General features: G+C 73.9%; 20 protein-coding genes and 1 pseudogene. 16 read left to right on the forward strand and 5 right to left on the reverse strand.

The genetic code is table 11. The annotated features are described in order from the left end of the window. Positions 1-20: 20 nt before the first annotated feature. On the reverse strand, positions 21-800 hold the full coding sequence (locus tag KUM39_RS15960; RefSeq protein ID WP_246620215.1) for a FadR/GntR family transcriptional regulator: 780 nt from the start codon (positions 798-800) through the stop codon (positions 21-23). Between the two features lie 97 nt (positions 801-897). On the opposite strand from KUM39_RS15960, the gene KUM39_RS15965 reads away from it, so the two are divergent. The 4 genes from KUM39_RS15965 (at position 898) to KUM39_RS15980 (ending at position 5,810) form a co-directional block, all read left to right on the forward strand. Then, entirely contained in the window at positions 898-2,256 is a 1,359-nt protein-coding gene (locus tag KUM39_RS15965) for a glutamine synthetase family protein (RefSeq protein ID WP_217786310.1), read from the forward strand. 126 nt (positions 2,257-2,382) lie between these two features. Continuing rightward, entirely contained in the window at positions 2,383-3,756 is a 1,374-nt protein-coding gene (locus tag KUM39_RS15970) for an aldehyde dehydrogenase family protein (RefSeq protein ID WP_217786311.1), read from the forward strand. Further along, the gene (locus KUM39_RS15975; RefSeq protein WP_217786312.1) at positions 3,753-4,535 is read left to right on the forward strand and encodes a 3-oxoacyl-ACP reductase; all 783 of its coding nucleotides are present in this window, start codon (positions 3,753-3,755) and stop codon (positions 4,533-4,535) included. Before KUM39_RS15970 ends, KUM39_RS15975 begins: the two co-directional genes overlap by 4 nt. A gap of 24 nt (positions 4,536-4,559) precedes the next feature. Beyond that, the gene (locus KUM39_RS15980) at positions 4,560-5,810 is read left to right on the forward strand and encodes an HAD family hydrolase (protein ID WP_217786313.1); all 1,251 of its coding nucleotides are present in this window, start codon (positions 4,560-4,562) and stop codon (positions 5,808-5,810) included. A 36-nt stretch (positions 5,811-5,846) separates the two neighbouring features. Here KUM39_RS15980 and KUM39_RS15985 read toward each other — a convergent pair whose 3' ends face one another. Further along, positions 5,847-7,049: an amino acid deaminase/aldolase gene (locus KUM39_RS15985; protein WP_217786314.1), complete on the reverse strand. Its 1,203-nt coding sequence runs from the start codon at positions 7,047-7,049 to the stop codon at positions 5,847-5,849. Between the two features lie 271 nt (positions 7,050-7,320). On the opposite strand from KUM39_RS15985, the gene KUM39_RS15990 reads away from it, so the two are divergent. Both KUM39_RS15990 and mycP read left to right on the forward strand, forming a co-directional pair. Beyond that, positions 7,321-8,823 carry a hypothetical protein gene (locus tag KUM39_RS15990; protein ID WP_246620216.1) on the forward strand — a complete coding sequence of 501 codons (1,503 nt, stop codon included), beginning with the start codon at positions 7,321-7,323 and terminating at the stop codon, positions 8,821-8,823. Beyond that, positions 8,820-10,025, forward strand: coding sequence for a type VII secretion-associated serine protease mycosin (gene mycP / locus KUM39_RS15995; RefSeq protein ID WP_217786315.1), 1,206 nt, complete (start codon positions 8,820-8,822; stop codon positions 10,023-10,025). Before KUM39_RS15990 ends, mycP begins: the two co-directional genes overlap by 4 nt. Positions 10,026-10,182: 157 nt before the next feature. On the opposite strand, the pseudogene KUM39_RS28695 reads toward mycP, so the two are convergent. Beyond that, a pseudogene (locus tag KUM39_RS28695) lies at positions 10,183-10,527 on the reverse strand (serine hydrolase); the annotation flags it as partial. Between the two features lie 314 nt (positions 10,528-10,841). On the opposite strand from KUM39_RS28695, the gene KUM39_RS16005 reads away from it, so the two are divergent. After that, a complete protein-coding gene (locus KUM39_RS16005) occupies positions 10,842-11,573 on the forward strand; it encodes an SseB family protein (RefSeq protein WP_217786316.1) in 732 nt (243 codons plus the stop codon). Positions 11,574-11,616: 43 nt separating this feature from the next. On the opposite strand, the gene KUM39_RS16010 is transcribed toward KUM39_RS16005, so the two are convergent. Beyond that, entirely contained in the window at positions 11,617-11,976 is a 360-nt protein-coding gene (locus tag KUM39_RS16010; RefSeq protein WP_217786317.1) for a DUF1844 domain-containing protein, read from the reverse strand. Between the two features lie 387 nt (positions 11,977-12,363). Between KUM39_RS16010 and infC the strand changes: the two genes are divergently transcribed. From infC to KUM39_RS16055, 9 genes are all read left to right on the forward strand, one after another. Further along, positions 12,364-13,050, forward strand: a complete 687-nt coding sequence (gene infC, locus KUM39_RS16015; RefSeq protein WP_217786362.1) for a translation initiation factor IF-3 — start codon at positions 12,364-12,366, stop codon at positions 13,048-13,050. A gap of 112 nt (positions 13,051-13,162) precedes the next feature. Beyond that, the gene (rpmI, locus tag KUM39_RS16020) at positions 13,163-13,357 is read left to right on the forward strand and encodes a 50S ribosomal protein L35 (RefSeq protein ID WP_003977225.1); all 195 of its coding nucleotides are present in this window, start codon (positions 13,163-13,165) and stop codon (positions 13,355-13,357) included. A 98-nt stretch (positions 13,358-13,455) separates the two neighbouring features. Continuing rightward, on the forward strand, positions 13,456-13,839 hold the full coding sequence (gene rplT, locus KUM39_RS16025; protein ID WP_217786318.1) for a 50S ribosomal protein L20: 384 nt from the start codon (positions 13,456-13,458) through the stop codon (positions 13,837-13,839). A gap of 172 nt (positions 13,840-14,011) precedes the next feature. Continuing rightward, entirely contained in the window at positions 14,012-14,878 is an 867-nt protein-coding gene (locus KUM39_RS16030) for a TrmH family RNA methyltransferase (protein ID WP_217786319.1), read from the forward strand. A gap of 78 nt (positions 14,879-14,956) precedes the next feature. After that, positions 14,957-16,111: a sensor histidine kinase gene (locus KUM39_RS16035; protein WP_246620217.1), complete on the forward strand. Its 1,155-nt coding sequence runs from the start codon at positions 14,957-14,959 to the stop codon at positions 16,109-16,111. A gap of 142 nt (positions 16,112-16,253) precedes the next feature. Continuing rightward, entirely contained in the window at positions 16,254-17,375 is a 1,122-nt protein-coding gene (gene pheS, locus KUM39_RS16040; protein ID WP_217786320.1) for a phenylalanine--tRNA ligase subunit alpha, read from the forward strand. Next, positions 17,375-19,888, forward strand: coding sequence for a phenylalanine--tRNA ligase subunit beta (gene pheT, locus KUM39_RS16045; RefSeq protein ID WP_217786321.1), 2,514 nt, complete (start codon positions 17,375-17,377; stop codon positions 19,886-19,888). The genes pheS and pheT overlap by 1 nt, the downstream gene beginning before the upstream one ends. 390 nt (positions 19,889-20,278) lie before the next feature. Continuing rightward, complete coding sequence (locus KUM39_RS16050; protein WP_217786322.1) at positions 20,279-21,622, forward strand: NsdA family TPR-like regulatory protein; 1,344 nt, start codon at positions 20,279-20,281, stop codon at positions 21,620-21,622. Between the two features lie 99 nt (positions 21,623-21,721). Further along, the gene (locus KUM39_RS16055) at positions 21,722-22,258 is read left to right on the forward strand and encodes an NUDIX hydrolase (protein ID WP_217786323.1); all 537 of its coding nucleotides are present in this window, start codon (positions 21,722-21,724) and stop codon (positions 22,256-22,258) included. 81 nt (positions 22,259-22,339) lie between these two features. Here KUM39_RS16055 and KUM39_RS16060 read toward each other — a convergent pair whose 3' ends face one another. After that, positions 22,340-22,594 carry a hypothetical protein gene (locus KUM39_RS16060; protein WP_217786324.1) on the reverse strand — a complete coding sequence of 85 codons (255 nt, stop codon included), beginning with the start codon at positions 22,592-22,594 and terminating at the stop codon, positions 22,340-22,342. Positions 22,595-22,633: the final 39 nt, after the last annotated feature.

The raw sequence follows: 22,633 nt of genomic DNA on the forward strand, positions 1-22,633 counted from the left end.
GGTCGTACCCGTGCAAAGGTTCATGGTCGTACCTTTGCAGATCCGGCGAGGAATCCGCGGAGCAGGGCCGCCGTGCCGCCGCAGTGCTCCCGCATCGCCTCGCGCGCCGCGTCCGGGTCCCCGGCGAGGACCGCCTCCACCAGCGCGGTGTGCTGGCGCTGGGAGTGCTCCAGGTTGCGCACCAGCAGCGGGATGCAGTCCAGCAGGTCGTTGACGCCCGCGCGGACCGCCGCGTACCGCTCGGCCAGCGACGGCGAGCCGGACAGCTCGGCCAGGGTGAGGTGCAGCAGGGTGTCCCGGCGCCGGTAGTCGGACAGGGGTGCCTCGTGGGTGTGCTCCAGGGCCGCCCGGAGCCGCTCGGCGCCCCCTTCGCCCAGCCCGTGGCGCGCGCACTGCTCGGCCGCGCCCACCTCCAGGACCTCCCGGAACCGCAGCACGTCCTCCAGGTCCACCCCGGCCATCCGGCGCAGCAGCTCCGCGCCACCGGCCCCGTCCGGCCGGGGGAGCACGAACGTCCCGCCGTACCGTCCGCGCCGCGACTCCACCAGCCCCTGGTCGTGCAGCACCCGCAGCACCTCGCGCAGCGTGACCCGGCTGATGCCCAGCCGCTCGGCCAGCTCCCGTTCGGCGGGCAGCCGTTCACCGGCCGGGACCAGGCCGAGCCGGACCAGCCGGAGGATCTGCTCCAGCGCCTCCTCGAAACCGTTGCCCGCCCGCACCGGCCGCAGCAGCGAACCGGCGAACGCCTCGGGGCCGCCGGGCTCCCCGTGCGCCTCCCGCGTGTCCGGTTCCCGCGACATCCGGCCGTTTCCCCTTCCCAAGCAATGGTCTCGGGTCATACCTTAAGGCTCCTGGTCCGGACGCAGTACCGCGCAGCAGCCCTGAGGAGGCCCTCCCGTGGCAGACCGCACACCCCCCTTGAGCGTCGAGGAACTGCGGGACCTCGTCGCGCGGGGCGAGATCGACACGGTGGTCCTGGCCTTCCCCGACATGCAGGGGCGCCTCCAGGGCAAGCGGTTCGCCGCGCCGTTCTTCCTCGACGAGGTCCTCCAGCACGGCTCCGAGGGCTGCAACTACCTGCTCGCGGTGGACACCGAGATGAACACCGTGGACGGCTACGCCATGTCCTCCTGGGACCGGGGCTACGGCGACTTCGCCATGCGTCCCGACCCCGCCACCCTGCGCCGTGTTCCCTGGCACCCCGGCACCGCGCTGCTCCTCGCCGACCTCGCCTGGGAGGACGGCACCCCGGTCGCCGCCGCCCCGCGCCAGATCCTGCGCCGCCAGCTCGACCGGCTCGCCGCCCTCGGCCTCACCGCCCAGGTCGGCACCGAGCTGGAGTTCATCGTCTTCAACGACACCTACGAGCAGGCGTGGGACGCGAACTACCGGGGCCTGACCCCGGCCAACCGCTACAACATCGACTACTCCATCCTCGGCACCGGCCGCGTCGAACCCCTGCTGCGCCGCCTGCGCAATGACATGGCGGCGGCCGGGCTGACCGTGGAGTCCGCCAAGGGCGAGTGCAACCCCGGCCAGCACGAGATCGCCTTCCGCTACGACGAGGCGCTGCGCACCTGTGACCAGCACGCCCTGTACAAGACCGGCGCCAAGGAGATCGCCTCGCAGGAGGGCGTCTCGCTGACCTTCATGGCGAAGTACAACGAGCGCGAGGGCAACTCCTGCCATGTGCACCTCTCGCTCGCGGACGCCGACGGGGCCAACGCGATGGCGGGACCCGACGGCATGTCCGGGCTGATGCGGCACTTCCTCGCCGGACAGCTCGCCGCGCTGCGGGACTTCGCGCTGCTGTACGCGCCGAACATCAACTCGTACAAGCGCTTCCAGCCCGGCTCGTTCGCGCCGACCGCCGTCGCCTGGGGCCACGACAACCGGACGTGCGCGCTGCGCGTCGTCGGCCACGGGCGCTCGCTGCGCTTCGAGAACCGGCTGCCCGGCGGCGACGTCAACCCCTACCTGGCGGTCGCCGGACTGGTCGCGGCCGGGCTCCACGGCGTCGAACAGAAGCTGGAGCTGCCCGACCCCTGCCCCGGCAACGCCTACGCCGCCGACTACGCCCATGTGCCCACCACCCTGCGCGAGGCCGCCGAGCTCTGGGAGAACAGCCCCATCGCCGAGGCCGCGTTCGGTGCCGACACCGTCGCCCACTACCGGAACATGGCCCGCGTCGAACTGGACGCCTACGACGCCGCCGTCACCGACTGGGAACTCCGGCGGTCCTTCGAACGCCTGTGAGCGCCGGGCGCCCCCGACCCACCACCCCGAGCGCCCCCCCACGCCGCGTGCCGCGCGCCCCCGAGTCCGCGACCGGCGCGCCCCCGGCCCCGGCTCCCCGCCCCCGTACGCCCCGAAAGGCCCCCCGTGTCCGACCCGCACGAGCTGATCGTCCTCAACCCCGCCACCGAGGAGGTCGTCGCCACCGTCCCCGCCGCCGACGCGGGCGACGTGGACGCCGCCGTCCGCCGGGCGGAGCGCGCGCAGCGGGCCTGGGCCGCGCTCGCGCCCGCCGACCGGGCCCGGCTGCTGCGCCGCTTCGCCGACACCGTGGACGCGCACGTCGAGGAACTGGCGCTGCTGGAGGTCAGGGAGGCCGGCCACACCCTCGGCAACGCACGCTGGGAGGCCGGGAACGCCCGTGACCTGCTGCACTACGCGGCGGGCGGCGCCGAACGGCTGCTCGGCGCGCAGATCCCCGCCCCCGGCGGCTGGAACGTCACCTTCCACGAACCGCTCGGCGTGGTCGGGGTCGTCGCGCCCTGGAACTTTCCCATGCCGATCGCCGCCTGGGGCTCCTTCCCGGCGCTGGCGGCGGGCAACGCGGTCGTCCTGAAACCCGCCGAGACCACCCCGCTCACCGCGCTCCGCCTCGCCGAACTCGCCCTGGAATCCGGCCTGCCCGAGCACCTGTTCCAGGTCGTCCCCGGCCACGGCGGCACCGCCGGGCGCGCCCTGGTGGACCATCCCGGCGTCGCCAAGATCGTGTTCACCGGCTCCACCCGCACCGGCCGCGAGGTCGCCGAACGCTGCGCCCGCCTCGTCAAGCCCGTCACCCTCGAACTCGGCGGCAAGAGCCCCAACGTGGTCTTCGCCGACGCCGACCTGAAGAGCGCCCTCGACCCGTTCTCCTTCCTGGACAACTCCGGCCAGGACTGCTGCGCCCGCACCCGCGTCCTCGTACAGGAGTCGGTGTTCGAGGAGGCGCGGGACTTCCTCGCGGACGCGCTGGCCGCCGTCGTCGTGGGCGACCCGGCCGACGCGCGTACGCAGATGGGCCCGCTGATCTCCGCCGCCCAGCGCGACCGCGTCCGCTCCTACGTCCCCGACGACGCGCCCGCCCTGCGCGGCGGCGTGCCCGACGGGCCCGGCTTCTGGTTCCCGCCGACCGTCCTCACCGGCGAACGGCCCGACAGCCCCGCCGCGCGGGAGGAGATCTTCGGCCCCGTCGCCGTACTCCTGCCGTTCACCGACGAGGCCGACGCGGTCCGGCTCGCCAACGACACCCCCTACGGGCTGTCCGGGTCGGTGTGGACCCGCGATCTCGGGCGCGCCCTGCGCGTCGCCCGGGGGGTGCGCGCGGGCAACCTGTCCGTCAACTCCCACTCCAGCGTCCGCTACTGGACACCCTTCGGCGGCTTCAAACAGTCCGGCCTCGGCCGCGAACTCGGCCCCGAAGCCCTCACCGCCTTCACCGAGACCAAGAACGTCTTCCTCAGCACGGAGGGTCCCGCACAGTGACCGACACCCCTGTCTGCCGCCGCCTGGTCGGCCGTACCGCCGTCGTCACCGGAGCCGGCAGCGGCATCGGCCTCGCCACCGTCCGGCGGCTCGCCGCCGAGGGCGCGCACGTCGTCTGCGCCGATGTGGACGAGGAGCGCGGCAGGGCCGCGGCCGACGAGGTCGGCGGGCTCTTCGTCCGCACCGACGTCACCGACCCCGAGCAGGTCGAGGCGCTGTTCAAGGCCGCCCACGACACCTACGGCAGCGTCGATGTCGCCTTCAACAACGCGGGCATCTCCCCGCCCGACGACGACTCCATCCTCGACACCGGCCTGGAGGCGTGGAAGCGCGTCCAGGAGGTCAACCTGACCTCGGTCTTCCTGTGCTGCAAGGCCGCGATCCCCTACATGCGGCGCCAGGGCCGGGGGTCCATCATCAACACCGCGTCCTTCGTGGCCCGGATGGGCGCGGCCACTTCGCAGATCTCGTACACCGCGTCCAAGGGCGGCGTCCTCGCCATGTCCCGCGAACTCGGTGTGCAGTTCGCCCGCGAGGGCATCCGGGTCAACGCCCTGTGCCCCGGACCGGTCAACACCCCTCTGCTGCGCGAGCTGTTCGCCAAGGACCCCGAGCGGGCCGCGCGCCGTCTGGTGCACATCCCGGTGGGCCGGTTCGCGGAGGCCGACGAGATCGCCGCCGCCGTCGCCTTCCTGGCCAGCGACGACTCCTCGTTCGTCAACGCCACCGACTTCCTGGTGGACGGCGGAATCTCCGGCGCGTACGTAACACCTCAGTGAACAGCGGGTGTACGGTCCGGGACCATGCGACGACTCACCCGGACCCTGGCAACGGCCGCCGTCCTGGCGGCCGTTCCCCCCACCCTGGCCCCGGCGGCCCCCGCCACCGCCGCACCCACCGCCAACTGCCCCCGTCTGAGCACCAGTTGGTACGGCGACAACCGCGCCCACCTCCAGCACGTCATCGACACCCGCGGCACCTGCTCCGGACACCGGGGCGCGGTCGCCGCGTTCGACTGGGACAACACGATCACCAAGAACGACGTGACCGACGCGACCCTGTCCTGGGCGCTCCGCCACGACCGGCTGCTCCGCCCCGCCCGCTGGACCGACACCAGCGCCTGGCTCACCCCCGCCGCCGACCGCGCCCTCACCGCCGCCTGCGGCACCGGCGCCGGAGTGCCGCTGCGCACCTCCGGCAACGCCCGCTGCACCGACGAGATCGTGGACATCCGGGAGAACGGGAAGACGTCCGGAGGCGCCGCCGCCTTCGCCGGGACCTGGAACCACCGGCGCACCGTCCCGCAGTACGCCTGGGTGCCCCAGCTCTTCGCCGGGCGCACCCCCGCCCAGCTCACCGCCTACGCCCGCGCCGCCCGCACCGAGGCGCTCGCCGCCCCCGTCGGCGCCACCCGCACCCTCGGCACCCACACCGTCCCCGCCTACATCCGCTACTACGACCAGCAGCGCGACCTCGTCCGCACCCTCCAACGCGCCGGATTCCGGGTGTACATCGTCTCCGCCGGGTCCGAGCCCGTCACCGAGGTCTGGTCGGCGGGCATCGGCATCGACGCCGCCCACACGATCGCCATCCGCTCGGTGCTGGACCGCCGGGGCCGCATCACCACCGCCAACGAGGGCTGCGGCGACGTCCCCGCCTCACGCGGCGCGGCCATCCCGTACATCGACGGCAAGCGCTGCTGGATCAACCAGGAGATCTACGGCGTCCACGGCGCGAAGGCGTGGGAGAAGCAGCCGTGGCAGCGGCGCCCCGCGCTCGCGGGCGGCGACGCCGACACCGACGTCACCTTCGTCGGCGACGCCACCGGCGCCCACCTCGTCCTCAACCGCAACAAGCCGGAGATCATGTGCCGGGCCTACGACGACGCGGACGGCCGCTGGGTGGTGAACCCCATGTTCATCGACCCGCTGCCGCGCCGGAAGGACCCCTACCCCTGCGCGAGCACCGCGTACACCGCCCCCGACGGCACCCCCGGACCGGTCCGCCGCCCGGACGGCTCGGTCGTGCCGGACCGCACGGACACCGTGTACTGACCCCGCCCCACCCGCGCACCGGTGCGGGGGCCCGCGTCACAGGAACGTGCGGCCCTCGCCCCGGTACGTGGGCACGGTCGCCGTCACCCGGTCGCCCCGTACGAGGTGCAACTCGTCGAACCGTTCGCAGAGTTCACCCGCCTTGGCGTGCCGGAACCACACCTTGTCCCCGATGAGGAGATCGTCGGCGGGCGACCCGAGCAGCGGGGTCTGCACCTCGCCGGGCCCCTCCTGCGGGTCGTAGGAGAGCCCCTCGGGGAGGTAGGGCACCGGCAGCCGGTCGGGGCCCGCCGCGCCGGACGCCGGATAGCCGCCGCCGAGCACGGTCACCACCCCCACCCCCGGCCTGCGCACCACCGGCATGGCGAACAGCGCGGCCGGACGGCCCCTGAACGACGTGTAGTTGTCGAAGAGACGCGGTACGTACAGCCCCGACCCGGCGGCGATCTCGGTCACCGCGTCCTCGGCCGCCGTGTGCTGCACACTGCCCGTTCCGCCGCCGTTGACGAACTCCAGGTCCGGTGCCACCGCCCGCACCGCGCGGACCGCCGCGCCGCGCCGTTCGGCCAGCTCCCGCCGGGCCGCCGCCTGCATCAGCCGCACCGCCCGCGACCGCAGCGGACGCCCCGCCACGCTGTCCCCGACCCCGGCGACGTGCCCCTCGTACGCCATGATCCCGACCAGCCGGAACCCCGGCCGCCGTACCACCGACCGTGCCAGCTCGGCCAGTTGGGCGGGGGAGTGCAGCGGAGAGCGCCGGGCGCCGACCCGCACCCGGCCGCCCAGCAGCTTCAGCGAGGTGTCCAGCTCCAGACAGACCCGCACCACCTCACGCCCCCGGTCGCGGGCCGTGTCGATCAGGTCGAGCTGGGCCACGTCGTCCACCATCACGGTCACGGCGGCGGCCAGTTCGGGATCGGCGGCCAGCTCCGCGTACCCGGCGCGGTCGGCCGACGGATAGGCGAGCAGCACGTCCCGGAACCCCGAGCGGGCCAGCCACAGGGACTCGTCCAGCGTGTACGACATCACCCCCGCGAAGCCGTCCCTGGCCACCACCCGCTCCAGCAGCGCCCGGCAGCGCACCGACTTGCTGGCGACCCGGACCGGCTTCCCGCCCGCACGGCGCACGAGGTCGTCCGCGTTGGCGTCGAAGGCGTCCAGATCCACGAGGGCGAGGGGGGCGTCCCACTGGGCGGTGGCCCGGTCGTACCGGGCCCGGTCGGCGGCGAGCGCAGTCATGACGGCAGCCTGCCAGACACGATTACCGCTGGGTAGGGGGACGTTCCGGGCAGATGCCACGGCCCCGCCGACCGGTTCTCACGCGCCGCCCGGCACGCCGTAGAGTGACGCGCGTACACGGCGAACATCACCGGCCGCCGCACCTGAACCGGGATGCCCCGCGGGCCGTACGGGTATGCGTGCCCGGACGGGACCGAGCTCCGGGCACACGGCCGACGAGGCGGCCCGCCCGCGTACCAGCACGCGGCCGGGCACGAGAAACGGGGGGTGCATGAGCACGGAAGCGCGCCGCGCACCCGTACCACCGGTGCCCCCGCCGACCGGCGGGGACACCTACGAGGACGAGCCCTCCGTGTTCGCCCCGCGCACCGGACCCGCGCCGCACCACGGCACCCCGGCCGGTACGGACACCCGGTCCGCCCCCGGTTCCCCCGCGAGCCCCCCGCCCCCCGCCGCCTCCGCCCGCTTCCCGGACACCCCGCCCACGTCGCCCGGCATCCCGGGCGCCCGCCCGGACGTCGGCGGCCTGCCGGACACCGGCCGCACGGCCGGGGACTCCGCGCGCGACCTGCGGCGCGGGTTCCGCGATCCGTCGGGTGCCGGTGCCGGTGCGGGAGCGGGCGCGGGGACACGGGTGGGTGCCGGGACAGGCCCGGGTGCCGGGCGTCCCGGAGCGTCCGACACGCCCCGTCCGTACGCCGCGCCGCTCGACCCGCCCGATCCGTACGGCACTTCGGCCACCGCTCCCGAGGTGCCCGGCGCTCCGCCGCGTCCCGCCGCGCCGCCCGCCGAGCACCCGGCCGAGACCACGACCCGGCTCCGCCCGCTCACCGCCCCCGCCCCGGAACCCCGTACGGCACCCCCGGCGCCCCCTTCCGGGCCGTCCGGTGCCGCGTCCCGGCACTCCGCGCCCGGCACCGCGTACTCCCCGTACCCCGCGTACGCCTGGGACGCCCCCGCCACCCCGCCCGCGTCCGCCGACGGCGGGGCCCACGGCACGCGCCCCCGGCCGCGCCTGCCGCGTCCGGCACCCCGCACCGTCACCGCCGCCGCCTGCCTGGTCCTCGGGGTCGGGCTCATCGGCGGTGCGCTGACCGGGAGTTGGCTGAGCGGCGACGGCGACGGCACCGCCTCGACGACCGGGTTCCGGGCCGCCGGTGACCTGTGGCACAGCGTGCCCGTGGACCATCTCTTCCCGCCCACCGTCAACGGCGACGGCGCCGGACCCGGCGGCGCCGACCGCACCTGGACGCGGATCGCGGTCGCCCCCGACAGCGGCTGCACCGGCGCCTTCGACCCCCTGCTGGCCAGAACGCTCACCCCCGTGGGCTGCCGTCGGCTGCTGCGCGCCACCTACACCGACGCCACCCAGACCTACGTCACCACCGTCGGCCTCCTCTTCACGCGGGCCGATCCCGCCGCCATGACCGCACTGGCCCGGCGCTTCGGGACCGAACGCCTCGACCGGCGCGCCGACCTGATGCCCCGCCCGTACGCGGCCAAGGGCACGGCGGCGGCCCGGTTCGGCGACCGGCAGCGGGCCGTCTGGACGGTGTCCGTCCTCACCGACGCGCCCGTCGTCGTCTTCGCCGTCTCCGGCTGGGCCGACGGCCGCGCCGTGGACGCCCCCGAGCCGGTCGCGGACGCCGTACGCTCCGGCGCCACCGGCACCCTCGCGCAGGCCGGGATCGGCGACGAGGCGCGGGGCCTCGCGGACCGGGTCGCCCGGCGACTGCGCCAGACCGTCAGCCCGGCCACGGAGAGCCCCTCGTGAGGAGACCCGCCCCCCGACCCCGAACCCGCCCCGCCGCCCGCCTCGCCGGTGGCGCGACGAGTCTGCTGCTGGCCGGGTCCCTCGCCCTGCTGCCGTCCACCACCGCGTACGCGGACGGCATCCGCGCCCAGCAGTGGGGCCTCACCGCACTGCGGCTCGACCAGGCGTGGCGGACCACCAAGGGCAAGGGCGTCACCGTCGCCGTGCTGGACACCGGCGTCGAGGCCGACCACCCCGACCTCGCGGGCAACGTCCTGCCCGGCAAGGACATGATCGGCTTCGGCGCCCACCAGGGAGACCGCGCCTGGGCCCGGCACGGCACCGCGATGGCCGGGATCATCGCCGGGCACGGCCACGGCGCCGGGGACGGCGAAGGGGTCAGGGGCGTCGCCCCCGAGGCGAGTGTCCTGCCCGTCCGGGTCATCCTGGAGGACGGCGACCCCGCCCGCGCCAAGGCCCGCACCACCAGGGGCAACGCCCTCGCGGACGGCATCCGCTGGGCCGCCGACCACGGCGCCGGGGTCATCAACCTCTCCCTCGGCGACGACTCCGCCTCCGCGCACCCCGAGGCGGGGGAGGACGAGGCGGTGCAGTACGCGCTGAAGAAGGGCGTCGTGGTGGTCGCCTCCGCCGGGAACGGCGGCGACAAGGGCGACCACATCTCCTACCCGGCCGCCTATCCGGGCGTCATCGCGGTCACCGCCGTGGACCGCTACGGCACCCGCGCGTCCTTCTCCACGCGCCGCTGGTACTCCGCCGTCAGCGCGCCCGGTGTGGACGTGGTCATCGCGGACCCCGACCACAAGTACTACGAGGGCTGGGGCACCTCCGCCGCCTCCGCCTTCGTGTCCGGTGCCGCCGCGCTCCTCAAGGCGGCCCACCCCGCCCTGACCCCGGCCCAGGTGAAGCAGATCCTGGAGGACACCGCGCGCGACGCCCCCGTCGGCGGACGCGACGACTCACGCGGCTTCGGCATGATCGACCCCCCAGCCGCCCTCGCGGCAGCCGCCCGCACCCGTCCCGCCCCCCTCCGCGCGGCCTCCGCCGCCGGGAAGTACTTCGGCACCGGCCCGGACGCCCCGCCCGCCGCCTCCTCACCCACCGACTGGGCGGCCCCCCTGGCAGGCGCCCTCGGCGGCGCCCTCCTCCTGACGGGCCTGGCCCTGTGGCTGACCCGCAGGCCGAAGAGGTCCCAGGTCTAGGGCCTTCCAGGTTCTCCCCACCCGGTCGTCCCCACCGCCGCCCGCGCCACCCCCTCCACCAGCGCGATCCCCTCGGCCAGCCCGGTGCTGCCCGCGACACCACCGTCACCAGCCGGTCCGTGCCGCCCGCCCGTACCCGGCCCACGCTGTTGACCACCCAGAGTCCGGTGGCCGTGCGGGGGAGCCAGCCGTTCTTCAGCGCCGGGCGGGTGCCGGGGTCGGCGGCGGCCGTGACGCCCCAGCGCTGGGACGGCACGACCTCCTCCATCAGCTCGCGCATCCCGTGCCGTGACCCGGCGGTGAGTGCCGAGTCCGGTGTGAACACCCGCTCCAGCAGGGTCAGTTGATCGGCCGCCGTGGTCAGGGTCAGCCCCCAGAAGCCGTCCCGGCCCGCCCGCGTCTCCCGCAGGCCGAGCCGCCAGAACGCGAGGTCCATGCCGTCCGCGCCGCCGAGCGTCCGCCACAGCGCGGTCGTGGCGGTGTTGTCACTGGAGCGGATCATCGCCCCGGCGAGGGCCCGTTCCTCCGCCGTGGGACCACGCCCCGCGTCCTGCGCCCGGAGCAGCAGCGCGGCCAGGACGCCGACCTTGACGACACTGGCCGTCTCGAACAGCCCGCCGCCGAACACCGCCCGCGCACCGGTGCCCGGTGTCAGCACGGCCGCCGCGACCTCGACCCCGTCCGGCACGACCACACCGGGTGCTCCGCCCGAGCCGTCGAAGCTGTTCACGCCGCTCAAGCCGCTCAAGCCACTCACGCCGCCTCCCGGTCCCCGGAGTCCGCACCGCCCGTACCGCCCCGCTAGGCTCGCCCACCGTGGCGAACAAGAACATTCCCGACTCCGGTTTCTCCGACGACGACGGCTCCGCCGACCCCCGGCTCAGCGCCGCGCTGGCCGCCTGGGCGGCCGACCGCACCGCCGTGGGGCCCGTGCTGGCGGCGCTGAAGGGGGCGCGGCTGCTGGTGCCGGTCGTCGCCGTGCTCGGTGAGGTCGAGGAGGACGCGAACGGGCTGCGCCGCGAGAAGACCAGCGACATGGCCGTACCCACGCTGAAGGCCGGTTCCCGCACCGCGCTGCCCGCGTTCACCTCCACCGAGTCCCTCGCCCGCTGGGACCCGGCCGCCCGCCCGGTCGCCGTACCGCTGCACCAGGCGCTCCAGGCCGCCGCGCACGAGAAGGCCGACACCGTTGTCCTGGACCTCGCCGGGCCGGTCGCCTTCGAACTGACCGGCTCCGCGCTGCTCGCGCTCGCGGAGGGCCGCACCGACACCGACCCGCTGGCCGACCCCGCCGTGGTCGAGGCGGTACGCGCCGTCGTGGCCGCCGAGCCCGCCGTACTCCGCGCCCACCTCGGTCCCGGCCGCGCCGACGGCACCCTGGCCGTCGTCCTCGACCCCGCGGCCGTCCCCGCCGAGGCCACCCGCGCCCTCGCCGAACGGCTCGCCGCCGACGGGACACTCCGCGCCCGCCTGGTCCACGGCCTCGACCTGGCCGTCCTGCCCACCGGAACCGTCCCACCGGGCGAGCCCGTGTTCCTCCGGGGCTGAAGGCAGCGGGCCCCGAGACGGCGCCCGCTGCGGGTCAATGCACCTAGCGGCCGTAGACCGGGCCCGTGTACTTCTCGCCCGGGCCCTGGCCCGGCTCGTCCGGGACGAGGGACGCCTCGCGGAAGGCGAGCTGGAGGGACTTCAGACCGTCGCGCAGCGGGGCGGCGTGGAAGGAGCTGATCTCGGTGGCGCTGGCGTCCAGCAGTCCGGCCAGGCCGCTGATCAGCTTGCGGGCCTCGTCCAGGTCCTTGTACGACTCGCCCTCCTCGCTCAGCCCGAGCTTCACGGCGGCGGCGCTCATCAGGTTGACGGCGACCGTCACGATCACCTCGACGGCGGGGACCTCGGCGATGTCGCGGGTCATGGCGTCGAAGTCGGCGTTCTCAGGAGGGGTCTCACTCATGCCCCACACGATAAGGCGAGCCCGCCCGGCCCCCCGACCCAGCCCCGTTCCCACCCGATTGGCCGTTGTCAAGCGGTGCTGGTAATCTGGTGAACGACCGGCCGGACACCTCTGTGCCCGGCCCACAAGTGGAGGCTCCGATCTCCCACCTGACCGTCCTCCGGGACGGCGGGTCACCGGTCAGACGGTAGCCATCGTTCCGTACGGACGATGGAGCTGTCCGAGTCTGCGCCCCGCGTCCCTCGCGGCGGTGCTCCGGTTGTATGGGAGCCCCGTCTGTGACCGTCCGGGGCATTTTTTCTGCCCCAGTGCGGTTAGGTCCAGTACGTATCAGACGTAACGCGGCTGCCCGCCAGGCCGTCGCGTGGGTGCTACCGAGGAGGGCCCATCAGCGCCGAGCCCCGCATCAACGACCGGATTCGCGTTCCCGAAGTGCGACTTGTCGGTCCCAGCGGCGAGCAGGTCGGGATTGTCCCGCTTGCCAAGGCCCTGGAACTCGCACAGGAGTACGACCTCGACCTCGTAGAGGTCGCGGCGAGCGCACGTCCGCCCGTGTGCAAGCTCATGGACTACGGAAAGTTCAAGTACGAGTCGGCCATGAAGGCCCGTGAGGCGCGCAAGAACCAGGCGCACACGGTCATCAAGGAGATGAAGCTCCGGCCGAAGATCGACCCGCACGACTATGACACCAAGAAGGGTCACGTCGTCCGGTTCCTCAAGCAGGGCGACAAGGTCAAGATCACGATCATGTTCCGCGGTCGTGAGCAGTCCCGCCCCGAGCTGGGCTACCGACTGCTCCAGCGTCTCGCGGAGGACGTCCAGGACCTCGGGTTCATCGAGTCGAACCCGAAGCAGGACGGCCGAAACATGATCATGGTTCTCGGTCCGCACAAGAAGAAGACCGAGGCGATGGCCGAGGCCCGTCAGGCGCAGGAGGCCCGCAAGGCCGACGCGAAGGCCAACCCCGGCCGCTCGCAGAACGCCGCCGAGGCCCAGCTGGACGACGCCCAGCTCGACGAAGCCCCGGAAGAATTTCCGGAAGAAGCCCCGGCAGAGGCATCTGCCGAGGCGTGATCCCCAGGGGCGCGAGTCCCCAGGGAGCACAACCGACCCATGAACGACGCTCCACCCGTGCCCGGTTTCACGACCGGGCACCGGAGCGCCACCGACGAGGAGATACGGCGCTATGCCGAAGAACAAGTCGCACAGCGGTGCCAGCAAGCGCTTCAAGATCACCGGCTCCGGCAAGGTGCTCCGCGAGCGCGCCGGCAAGCGCCACCTGCTCGAGCACAAGTCGTCCCGCGTGACGCGCCGCCTCACCGGCAACGCCGAGATGGCCCCGGGCGACGCCGCGAAGATCAAGAAGCTTCTCGGCAAGTGACGTCGCGGCGCCCCCTGAGCGCCGTACGTCTTCACCGGGACCCAATCGTTTCCGGGCCGTGTGCACACCCCCACGGCCCCGCTACAAGGAGTTAACAAGTGGCACGCGTCAAGCGGGCAGTCAACGCCCACAAGAAGCGCCGGGCGATCCTGGAGCAGGCCTCCGGCTACCGTGGTCAGCGTTCGCGCCTGTACCGCAAGGCCAAGGAGCAGGTCACCCACTCGCTGGTCTACAACTACAACGACCGCAAGAAGCGCAAGGGTGACTTCCGTCAGCTCTGGATCCAGCGGATCAACGCCGCTGCCCGCGCCAACGGCATCACGTACAACCGCTTCATCCAGGGTCTGAAGGCCGCCAGCATCGAGGTGGACCGCAAGATCCTGGCCGAGCTGGCCGTGAACGACGCGAACGCCTTCGCGGCGCTCGTCGAGGTCGCGCAGAAGGCGCTGCCCTCCGACGTCAACGCGCCGAAGGCCGCGTGACGCTGCGCTGGCTCTAGCCGGCGCCCCACAGGACCCGCAGGCCGTCCACGGCCTGCGGGTCCTGCTCTTTGGGTGGGCTCGGGTGCTTGATCGGCCGCGGGTCCGTCGTGGCTTGTCGCGCAGTTCCCCGCGCCCCTCACGGGGCGCCTCCCCCGATGATCGAAAGTGTGAGATGGCCCCCGTTTCCCCTGAGTTGATCTCGCCGCGGTCCGCGCGGGTCGTCGCCGCGCGGCGGCTGGCCAAGCGGAACTTCCGCGGCAAGGACCGGCTGTTCCTCGCGGAGGGGCCGCAGGCCGTACGGGAGGCCGCCGGGCACCGGGGCGCCGACGGCGGGGCCACCCTCACCGAGCTGTTCGCCACCGTGGAGGCCGCCGAGCGGTACGCCGACATCGTCGGCGCGGCCCGTGACGCGGGCGCCCGGCTCCACCTGGCCTCCGAGGAGGTCGTCGCGGACATCGCCACCACGGTCACCCCGCAGGGCCTGGTCGGGATCTGCCGGTTCCTGGACACCCCGTTCGAGGAGATCGTCGCCGCCCGGCCCCGGCTCGTCGCCGTCCTCGCCCACGTCCGCGACCCCGGCAACGCCGGGACCGTACTGCGCTGCGCGGACGCCGCCGGGGCCGACGCGGTCGTCCTCACCGACGCCTCCGTGGACCTGTACAACCCCAAGGCCGTCCGTGCCTCCGTCGGCTCCCTGTTCCATCTCCCCGTCGCCGTGGGCGTGCCCGTGGAGCGGGCGGTGCGCGAGCTGGCCGGGACCGGGGTGCGGGTGCTCGCCGCCGACGGCGCGGGCGACCGGGACCTCGACGACGAACTCGACCTGGGCACGATGGGCGGTCCCACGGCCTGGATCTTCGGCAACGAGGCGTGGGGACTGCCCGAGGAGACCCGCGCCCTCGCCGACGAGGTCGTCCGCGTCCCCCTCCACGGCCGCGCCGAGAGCCTGAACCTCGCCACCGCCGCGGCCGTATGTCTGTACGCGTCGGCCCGCGCCCAGCGCACCGGGCGGCGGACGCCGCCCGCCTCCGGCGGGATCTGACGGTCCGTTCGGCGCTAGGGTCTTCGGACGGGGACGGACGGGCCGGGTGTGCGCCGGGCGAGAGGTGGGGTTGCGGGGATGAGGGTGGTCCGCACCGGCGGGGAGCCGGAGGCGCGGCGCGCGGACGGCACCGGCGGGTCCCGTACGGGAACCGGCGACGGCACGGCGACCGCCGCCGACGGGCTCGACGCCGATCTGCTGCCGGACGGCCTGGTCGTCGCCGACGAGCGCGGCCGGATCGTCGGGTTCAACGCCGCCGCCGAACGCATCACGGCCGTACGCGCCGCCGACGCCCTAGGGGAGCCGCTGGAGAAGGCGCTGCCGCTGGAGGACCTGGAGGGGCGCCGCTGGTGGCAGCTCACCGACCCGTACGGCGGCCTCGCCATCCGGGTCCGCCAGCCGGAACGCAACCTGCTGCTGCCCGGCGGCCGTGAGGTGCTGGTCTCCGCCCGCTACGTGCGCCGCGCACCGCTCGGCCCGGTGAGCCGGATCGTCGTCGCCCTGCGCGACACCGAGGCCCGGCGCCGTACCGAACGCAGCCACGCCGAGCTGATAGCGACCGTCGCCCACGAACTGCGCTCCCCGCTGACCTCGGTGAAGGGCTTCACCGCCACCCTGCTCGCCAAGTGGGAGCGGTTCACCGACGACCAGAAGCGGCTGATGCTGGAGACCGTGGACGCCGACGCCGACCGCGTCACCCGGCTCATCGCCGAACTCCTCGACATCTCCCGCATCGACTCCGGACGGCTGGAGCTGCGCCGCCAGCCCGTGGACATCGGCACCGCCGTGGGCCGGCACATCCAGGCGCACGTGGCCGCCGGGCGCCCCGCCGACCGCTTCCTGCTCCGGGTCGAGCAGCCGCTGCCCGCCCTGTGGGCCGACCCCGACAAGGTCGATCAGGTGCTGAGCAACCTGCTGGAAAATGCCGTGCGGCACGGCGGCGGAACCGTCACCATCGAGGTCACGCCCACCGCATCCCCGCGCGAGGGCGAGGAAACCGCCACGTCGGTCACGGTGAGCGACGAGGGGCCCGGCATCCCGGAGGAGTCCATGAACCGCGTCTTCACCCGCTTCTGGCGGGGCAGCAAGCGCGGCGGCACCGGCCTCGGGCTGTACATCGTCAAGGGCATCGTGGAGGCCCACGGTGGCACCATCACGGTCGGCCGCGCACCCGGTGGCGGCGCGCGGTTCCGATTCACCCTGCCCGTGGCGGCCCCGGCCTACCTGGCCTGAGGCGCACCACGGGCTCAGCGGCTCGCACCACCCCGTTAGACTCGGCCTCTGGCACCTTGTGTCCTCACAGGCTGTGTCCTTTGCGCGGCGCACCTGCCGGTGACGGGGACCGTCCGCCAGACGATCGGAAGCACGGGAAGAGATGTCGGCACCCAATAAGTCGTACGACCCTGTCGAGGTCGAGGCGTTGAAACCGGAAGAGATCGAGCGCATGCGGGACGAGGCGTTCGCCGCCTTCGCCGCGGCGGACTCCCTCGACGCCCTGCACGAGGCCAAGGTCGCCCACACCGGTCCGGCGTCCCCGCTGAGCCTCGCCAACCGCGAGATCGGCGCCCTGCCCCCGCACGCCAAGGCGGACGCCGGGAAGCGCGTCGGCATGGCGCGCGGCGCGGTCTCCAAGGCGCTCACCGCCCGCCAGGCCGAGCTGGAGGCGGAGCGGGACACCCGTGTGCTGGTCGAGGAGGACGTGGACGTCACCCTGCCGTACGACCGCGTCCCGGCCGGTGCCCGGCACCCGCTGACCACGCTGTCGGAGCGCATCGAGGACGTCTTCGTGGCGATGGGCTACGAGGTCGCCGAGGGCCCCGAGGTCGAGGCGGAGTGGTTCAACTTCGACGCCCTCAACATCGGCCCCGACCATCCGGCGCGCGGTGAGGCCGACACGTTCTTCGTGGACGGCGGCTCCGGCGGCACCGAGTCCGGTGTCGTGCTGCGCACCCACACCTCGCCCGTGCAGATCCGCTCGCTGCTCTCCCGCGAGCTGCCGGTGTACGTGATCTGCCCCGGCCGGGTGTACCGCACCGACGAGCTGGACGCCACGCACACCCCGGTCTTCCACCAGGTCGAGCTGCTCGCCGTGGACGAGGGCCTGACGATGGCCGACCTCAAGGGCACCCTGGACCACATGGTGCGGTCGCTCTTCGGGGCGGGCATGGAGACCCGGCTGCGGCCGAACTTCTTCCCGTTCACCGAGCCGTCCGCCGAGATGGACATGGTCTGCTACGTCTGCCGCGGCGAGTCCGTCGGCAACCCCGACCGGCCCTGCCGCACCTGCTCCAGCGAGGGCTGGATCGAGCTGGGCGGCTGCGGCATGGTCAACCCCCGGGTGCTGGCCGCCTGCGGGGTGGACCCGGAGAAGTACAGCGGCTTCGCCTTCGGGTTCGGCATCGAACGGATGCTGATGTTCCGCCACAACGTCGAAGACATGCGAGACATGGTCGAGGGTGACATCCGGTTCACCCGGCCGTTCGGGATGGAGATCTGATGCGGGTCCCGCTTTCCTGGCTGCGGGAGTACGTCGATCTCCCCGCCACCGAGACCGGCCGTGACGTCCAGGCCGCCCTCATCTCCTCCGGTCTGGAGGTCGAGACCGTCGAGCAGCTCGGCGAGGGTCTCAAGGGCCCGCTGGTCGTCGGTCAGGTCCTCACCATCGAGGAGCTGGAGGGCTTCAAGAAGCCCATCCGCTTCTGCACCGTGGACGTCGGCACCGCCAACGGCACCGGTGAGCCGCAGGAGATCGTCTGCGGCGCCCGGAACTTCGCCGTCGGCGACAAGGTCGTCGTGGTGCTGCCCGGCGCGGTGCTGCCCGGCGACTTCTCGATCAGCGCCCGCAAGACGTACGGCAAGACCTCCCACGGCATGATCTGCTCCACCGACGAGCTGGGCATGGGCGACGACGGCACGCACGGCATCATCGTGCTGCCGCCGGAGACCGAGGTCGGCCGGGACGCCATCGAGCTGCTGGAACTCGTGGACGAGGTCCTGGACATCGCCGTCACCGCCAACCGGGGCGACTGCCTGTCCATCCGCGGTGTCGCCCGTGAGGCCGCCATCGCCTACGGCCTGCCGCTGCGCGACCCGGCCCTGCTGGACGTGCCCGCGCCGAACGCCTTCGGCTACCCGGTACGGGTCACCGAGCCCCTCGGCTGCGACCGCTTCACCGCGCGCACCGTCACCGGGATCGGCCCCGAGGCACGCTCCCCGATGTGGCTGACCCGACGGCTGCAGAAGGTCGGCATCCGTCCGATCTCCCTCGCCGTGGACGTCACCAACTACGTGATGACGGAGCTGGGCCAGCCCCTGCACGCCTACGACCGCTCCCTGGTCCGGGGCACCCTCGGTGTCCGCCGGGCCGCCGGGGGCGAGAAGCTCGTCACCCTCGACGGCGTCGAGCGCACCCTGCACACCGACGACCTCGTCATCACCGACGAGCGCGGGCCGATCGGCCTCGCCGGGGTGATGGGCGGCGCCGAGACCGAGATCGCCGACCACGACGACACCGAGAAGACCACCACCGGCGTGGTGATCGAGGCGGCCCACTTCGACGCCGTCTCCATCGCCCGTACGGCCCGGCGGCACAAGCTCTCCACCGAGGCGTCCCGGCGCTTCGAGCGGGGCGTGGACCCGCGTGCCGGTGCCGCCGCCGCGCAGCGCACCGTCGATCTGCTGGTCCTGCTGGCCGGGGGCACCGCCGAGTCCGGTGTCACCGAGGTCGTCGCGCCCGCCGCGCCGCACACCGTGACGCTCCCCGCCGACCACCCCGACCGGGTCGCGGGCGTGACCTACGGGCGGGAGACCGTCGTACGGCGGCTCCAGGAGATCGGCTGCGACGTGTCCGGGCAGGACGAACTGACCGTCACCGTCCCGTCCTGGCGGCCCGACCTCGCCGCGCCGAACGACCTGGCCGAAGAGGTCATCAGGCTGGAGGGCTACGAGAACCTGCCCGCCACGCTGCCCAAGCCGCCGTCCGGCCGCGGTCTCACCGCCCGGCAGCGGCTGCACCGGCGGGTCGGCCGCGCGCTGGCCGGTGCCGGGTTCGTGGAGGCCCCGGCCTACCCGTTCCTCGCCGAGCAGGTCTTCGACCAGCTGGGCCTGGCGCAGGACGACCCGGCACGCCGTGTCGTGAAGCTCACCAACCCGCTGAACGACGAGGAGCCCGCGCTCCGCACCACGCTGCTGCCCGGTCTGCTGGCCGCGCTGCGCCGCAACGACGGCCGGGGCTCGCACGACCTCGCCCTCTTCGAGACGGGCCTGGTCTTCCTGCCCCGCGCCGAGTACCGCGCCGCCGTGCGGCTCCCGGTGGACCGCCGTCCCTCCGGCGAGGAGATCGCCGTCCTCGACTCCGCGCTGCCCGAGCAGCCCCGGCACGTGGCCGCCGTCCTCGCCGGTGCCCGCGAGCAGGCCGGCTGGTGGGGCAGGGGCCGTCCGGCGGACTGGGCCGACGCGGTCGAGGCCGCCCGCACGGTCGCCGCCGCCGCCGGTGCCGAACTCCTCGTCCGCAAGGGGCAGTACGGCCCCTGGCACCCCGGCCGCTGCGCCGAGCTGGTGGTCGTGGCGGACGGCGCCGAACGCGTCGTCGGCCACGCGGGCGAGCTGCACCCGCGCGTCGTGAAGTCCCTCGGCCTGCCCGAGCGGACCTGCGCGATGGAACTCGACCTGGACGCCCTCGCGGCCGTCGGCAACGACACCCCGCAGGCACCCGGCATCTCCGCCTTCCCCGTCGCCACCCAGGACGTCGCCCTCGTCGTGGACCACCCGGTCCCGGCCGCCGACGTCGAGGCCGCCCTGCGCGCCGGTGCCGGTGAACTCCTGGAGTCCATCCGCCTGTTCGACGTCTACGAGAACGCCGAGCAGCTCGGTGCGGGCCGCAAGTCCCTCGCCTACGCCCTCCGCTTCCGTGCCCCCGACCGCACCCTCACGGTGGACGAGGCATCGGCGGCCAGGGACGCGGCGGTGGCCCTGGCGGGCGAACGCACGGGGGCGACCCTGCGCGCCTGACCGGCACAGCACGACGACGGCCGTCGCACTCCCGACCGGGAGTGCGACGGCCGTCGTCGTGCCCGCTCCCCGAGCCCCGGCTCACCCGTCCGAGCGGGAATCCCCGGCGCGGCAGGGCGTGCCGGTGGAGGGATGGCCGGAATCGGCGGGGGCCTGTCGGGGCCGGTCCGCCCGACGCACCCGAGTACCACGCCTCGCCCCGGCCGGGCCGCCGTTGATCTGAGGGGGAGCCGACGGCCCGGCGGGTCTCTTGCGAGGGGGCCGAGTCAACCGGCCCGGACCGCCGTGCGACAGCGCGCGCACGGTACCGGTGCCCGTACTCCGTTCACACCCCGTGTGAACGCGGACGCACTACGCTGACGGCACTTGAGGTCACTCGGGGGGCCACCCATGCAGCCCAACACCCTGCTCGACGCCATCCTCGACGAGGCGGGCGTCTCGCACGCCGGGCTCGCCGCCCACGTCAACCAGGCCGGGCGCGCCCGCGGGCTCGCCCTGCGGTACGAACACACCGCCGTGGCGCGGTGGTTGAAGGGCCAGCGGCCACGCGGCCAGGTGCCCGACCTGATCTGCGAGGTGCTGGCCGCCCGGCTGGGCCGCCCGGTCACCCTGGACGACATCGGCCTCGGCGTACCCGGCAGACCCGGCGCCCCCGCCACCCCGGGCACCCTCTCCGGGTTCGTCGAGCGGGCCACCGCCCTGTGGCGCTCCGACGAACAGCAGCGCGCCCACGTCCTCGGCGCACCCGCCGTCACCGGCACGCCCGCCGTGATGCCGGTCTGGGAGTGGGAGAACCCGCCCGAGGACACCGACGTCTCGCGCGGCGGCCGGCACCGGGTGACCGCGTCCGACATAGCGACCCTCCGCGCGGCCCGCGCCCACTACGAGCAGATGTACCGCAAGGCCGGGGGCGTGGCGACCCGCACCCGTGTCGTCGGCTTCCTCAACGCCGAGGCCGCACCCCTGCTGCGCGGCAGCTACACCGACGCCACCGGCCGCCAACTGCACCGCGCCACGGGCGGGTTGGTGGCCATCGCGGGCATCTGCGCGTACGACTCCGACGCGCACGGCCTCGCGCAGCGCTACTTCCACCAGGCGCTGCGGCTCGCCAAGGCCAGCGGCGACCACGGCCTCGGCGCGTACGTCATCGCGCTGCTCGTCAACCAGTCGCTGTACATGCGGGAACACCGGCAGGCCGTCGCCTTCGCGGAGGCCGCGCTGCGCACCGCGGGCCGCCACATCACCCCGGCGCTCGCCTCCGACCTGTACGCGATGCAGGCCAAGGCGTACGCCCACCTCGGCGACAGCGGCAGCGCCCTGTCCTGCATCCGGCGTGCCGAGACCGCCGCCGAACGCATCCGGCGCGGACACGAACCGGACGAGACCGGATACGTCCAGCCGGGCCTGGTCAACGTCCAGGTCGCGGAGGCGCTGCTCAGCCTCGGGGAACTCGCCGCCGCCGGTGAGCACGCGGCGGCGGCCGTGGACAACCCCGCCCACGACCGGGGCCGGGTGCACCGGCTCGCCATGCTCTCCACCATCGAGCTGCGCCAGGGCAACGCCGAACAGGCGGTGGCGACGGCCGTACGGATGGCCGAGCAGGCGCGCGGCATGGAGTCGCAGCGGCTGCGCGACCGGCTCCGCGCGGTGCGCGAACACCTGGTGCGCTGCGGGTCGGCGGGCACCGCCGAGGCCGCCGAACTCATCGACGGCGCACTGCGCGTACCCCTCTAGGCGCGCGCGGCGCGTTCCGGGAGCGCTCCGCGGGCGCCCTGTGGGTGACACCGTCCCTGCTGCGATATTGCCACTTACCCGTCGAAAGGTGGCAGAACCGTGCAGTGGACGAAAGAAAACGAACAGACCGTGTACGAGAATCGCTGGTTCAGCGTCAACCTCGCCGATGTGGCGCTGCCGGACGGCCGGCACCTCGACCACTTCCTGATCCGGTTGCGTCCCGTCGCCGTGGCCACGGTGGTCAACGAGGCGAACGAGGTCCTGCTCCTGTGGCGCCACCGGTTCATCACCGACAGCTGGGGCTGGGAACTGGCCGCGGGAGTGGTCGAGGACGGCGAGGACATAGCGGGCGCGGCGGCGCGCGAGCTGGAGGAGGAGACCGGCTGGCGGCCGGGCCCCCTGCACCACCTCATGACCGTCGAGCCGTCCAACGGCCTCACCGACGCCCGGCACCACATCTACTGGTCCGAACGGGGCGAGTACGTCGGACACCCCGTGGACGACTTCGAGTCGGACCGCCGCGAGTGGGTCCCGCTCAAGGTCGCCCCCGATCTGATCGCCCGGGGGGAGGTACCGGCCGCCAACATGGCGGCGGCCCTGCTCCTCCTGCACCACCTCCGCCTCACGGACGGCTAGCGGCCGTCCGTCGGCCGGTCACCGGTCCCACCGGTCCGGTGGCCGGTGTCCGTGCGGGCCGGGGGCGGTGCGGCGCGGCCGTCAGCGCAGCGACTGCCAGACGGTCACGACCAGCGAGCCCAGCGCCGCCAGCGCGGCGAGCGAGGGAAGCGGCCAGCGCGCGTGCTCCAACGCGCTGACGCGCGCGTCCAGTTCCTCCGTCTCCTTCGCCGTCGCCTCGGTGCGGTGGGTGAGCAGGGCGAGCCCGCCCTCGACCCGCGCGTACGCCACGTCCAACCGCCGCCGTAACTCTGCGAGTTCTCCGGGGACCGCGGGATGTTCCGTGTCGGTTCTCAACGTCCCACTCCTTTCCGTAGTCGAACCAGCCGGTTCCGC

The organism is Streptomyces corallincola (genome assembly GCF_019104725.1).
Lineage (GTDB): Bacteria > Actinomycetota > Actinomycetes > Streptomycetales > Streptomycetaceae > Streptomyces > Streptomyces corallincola.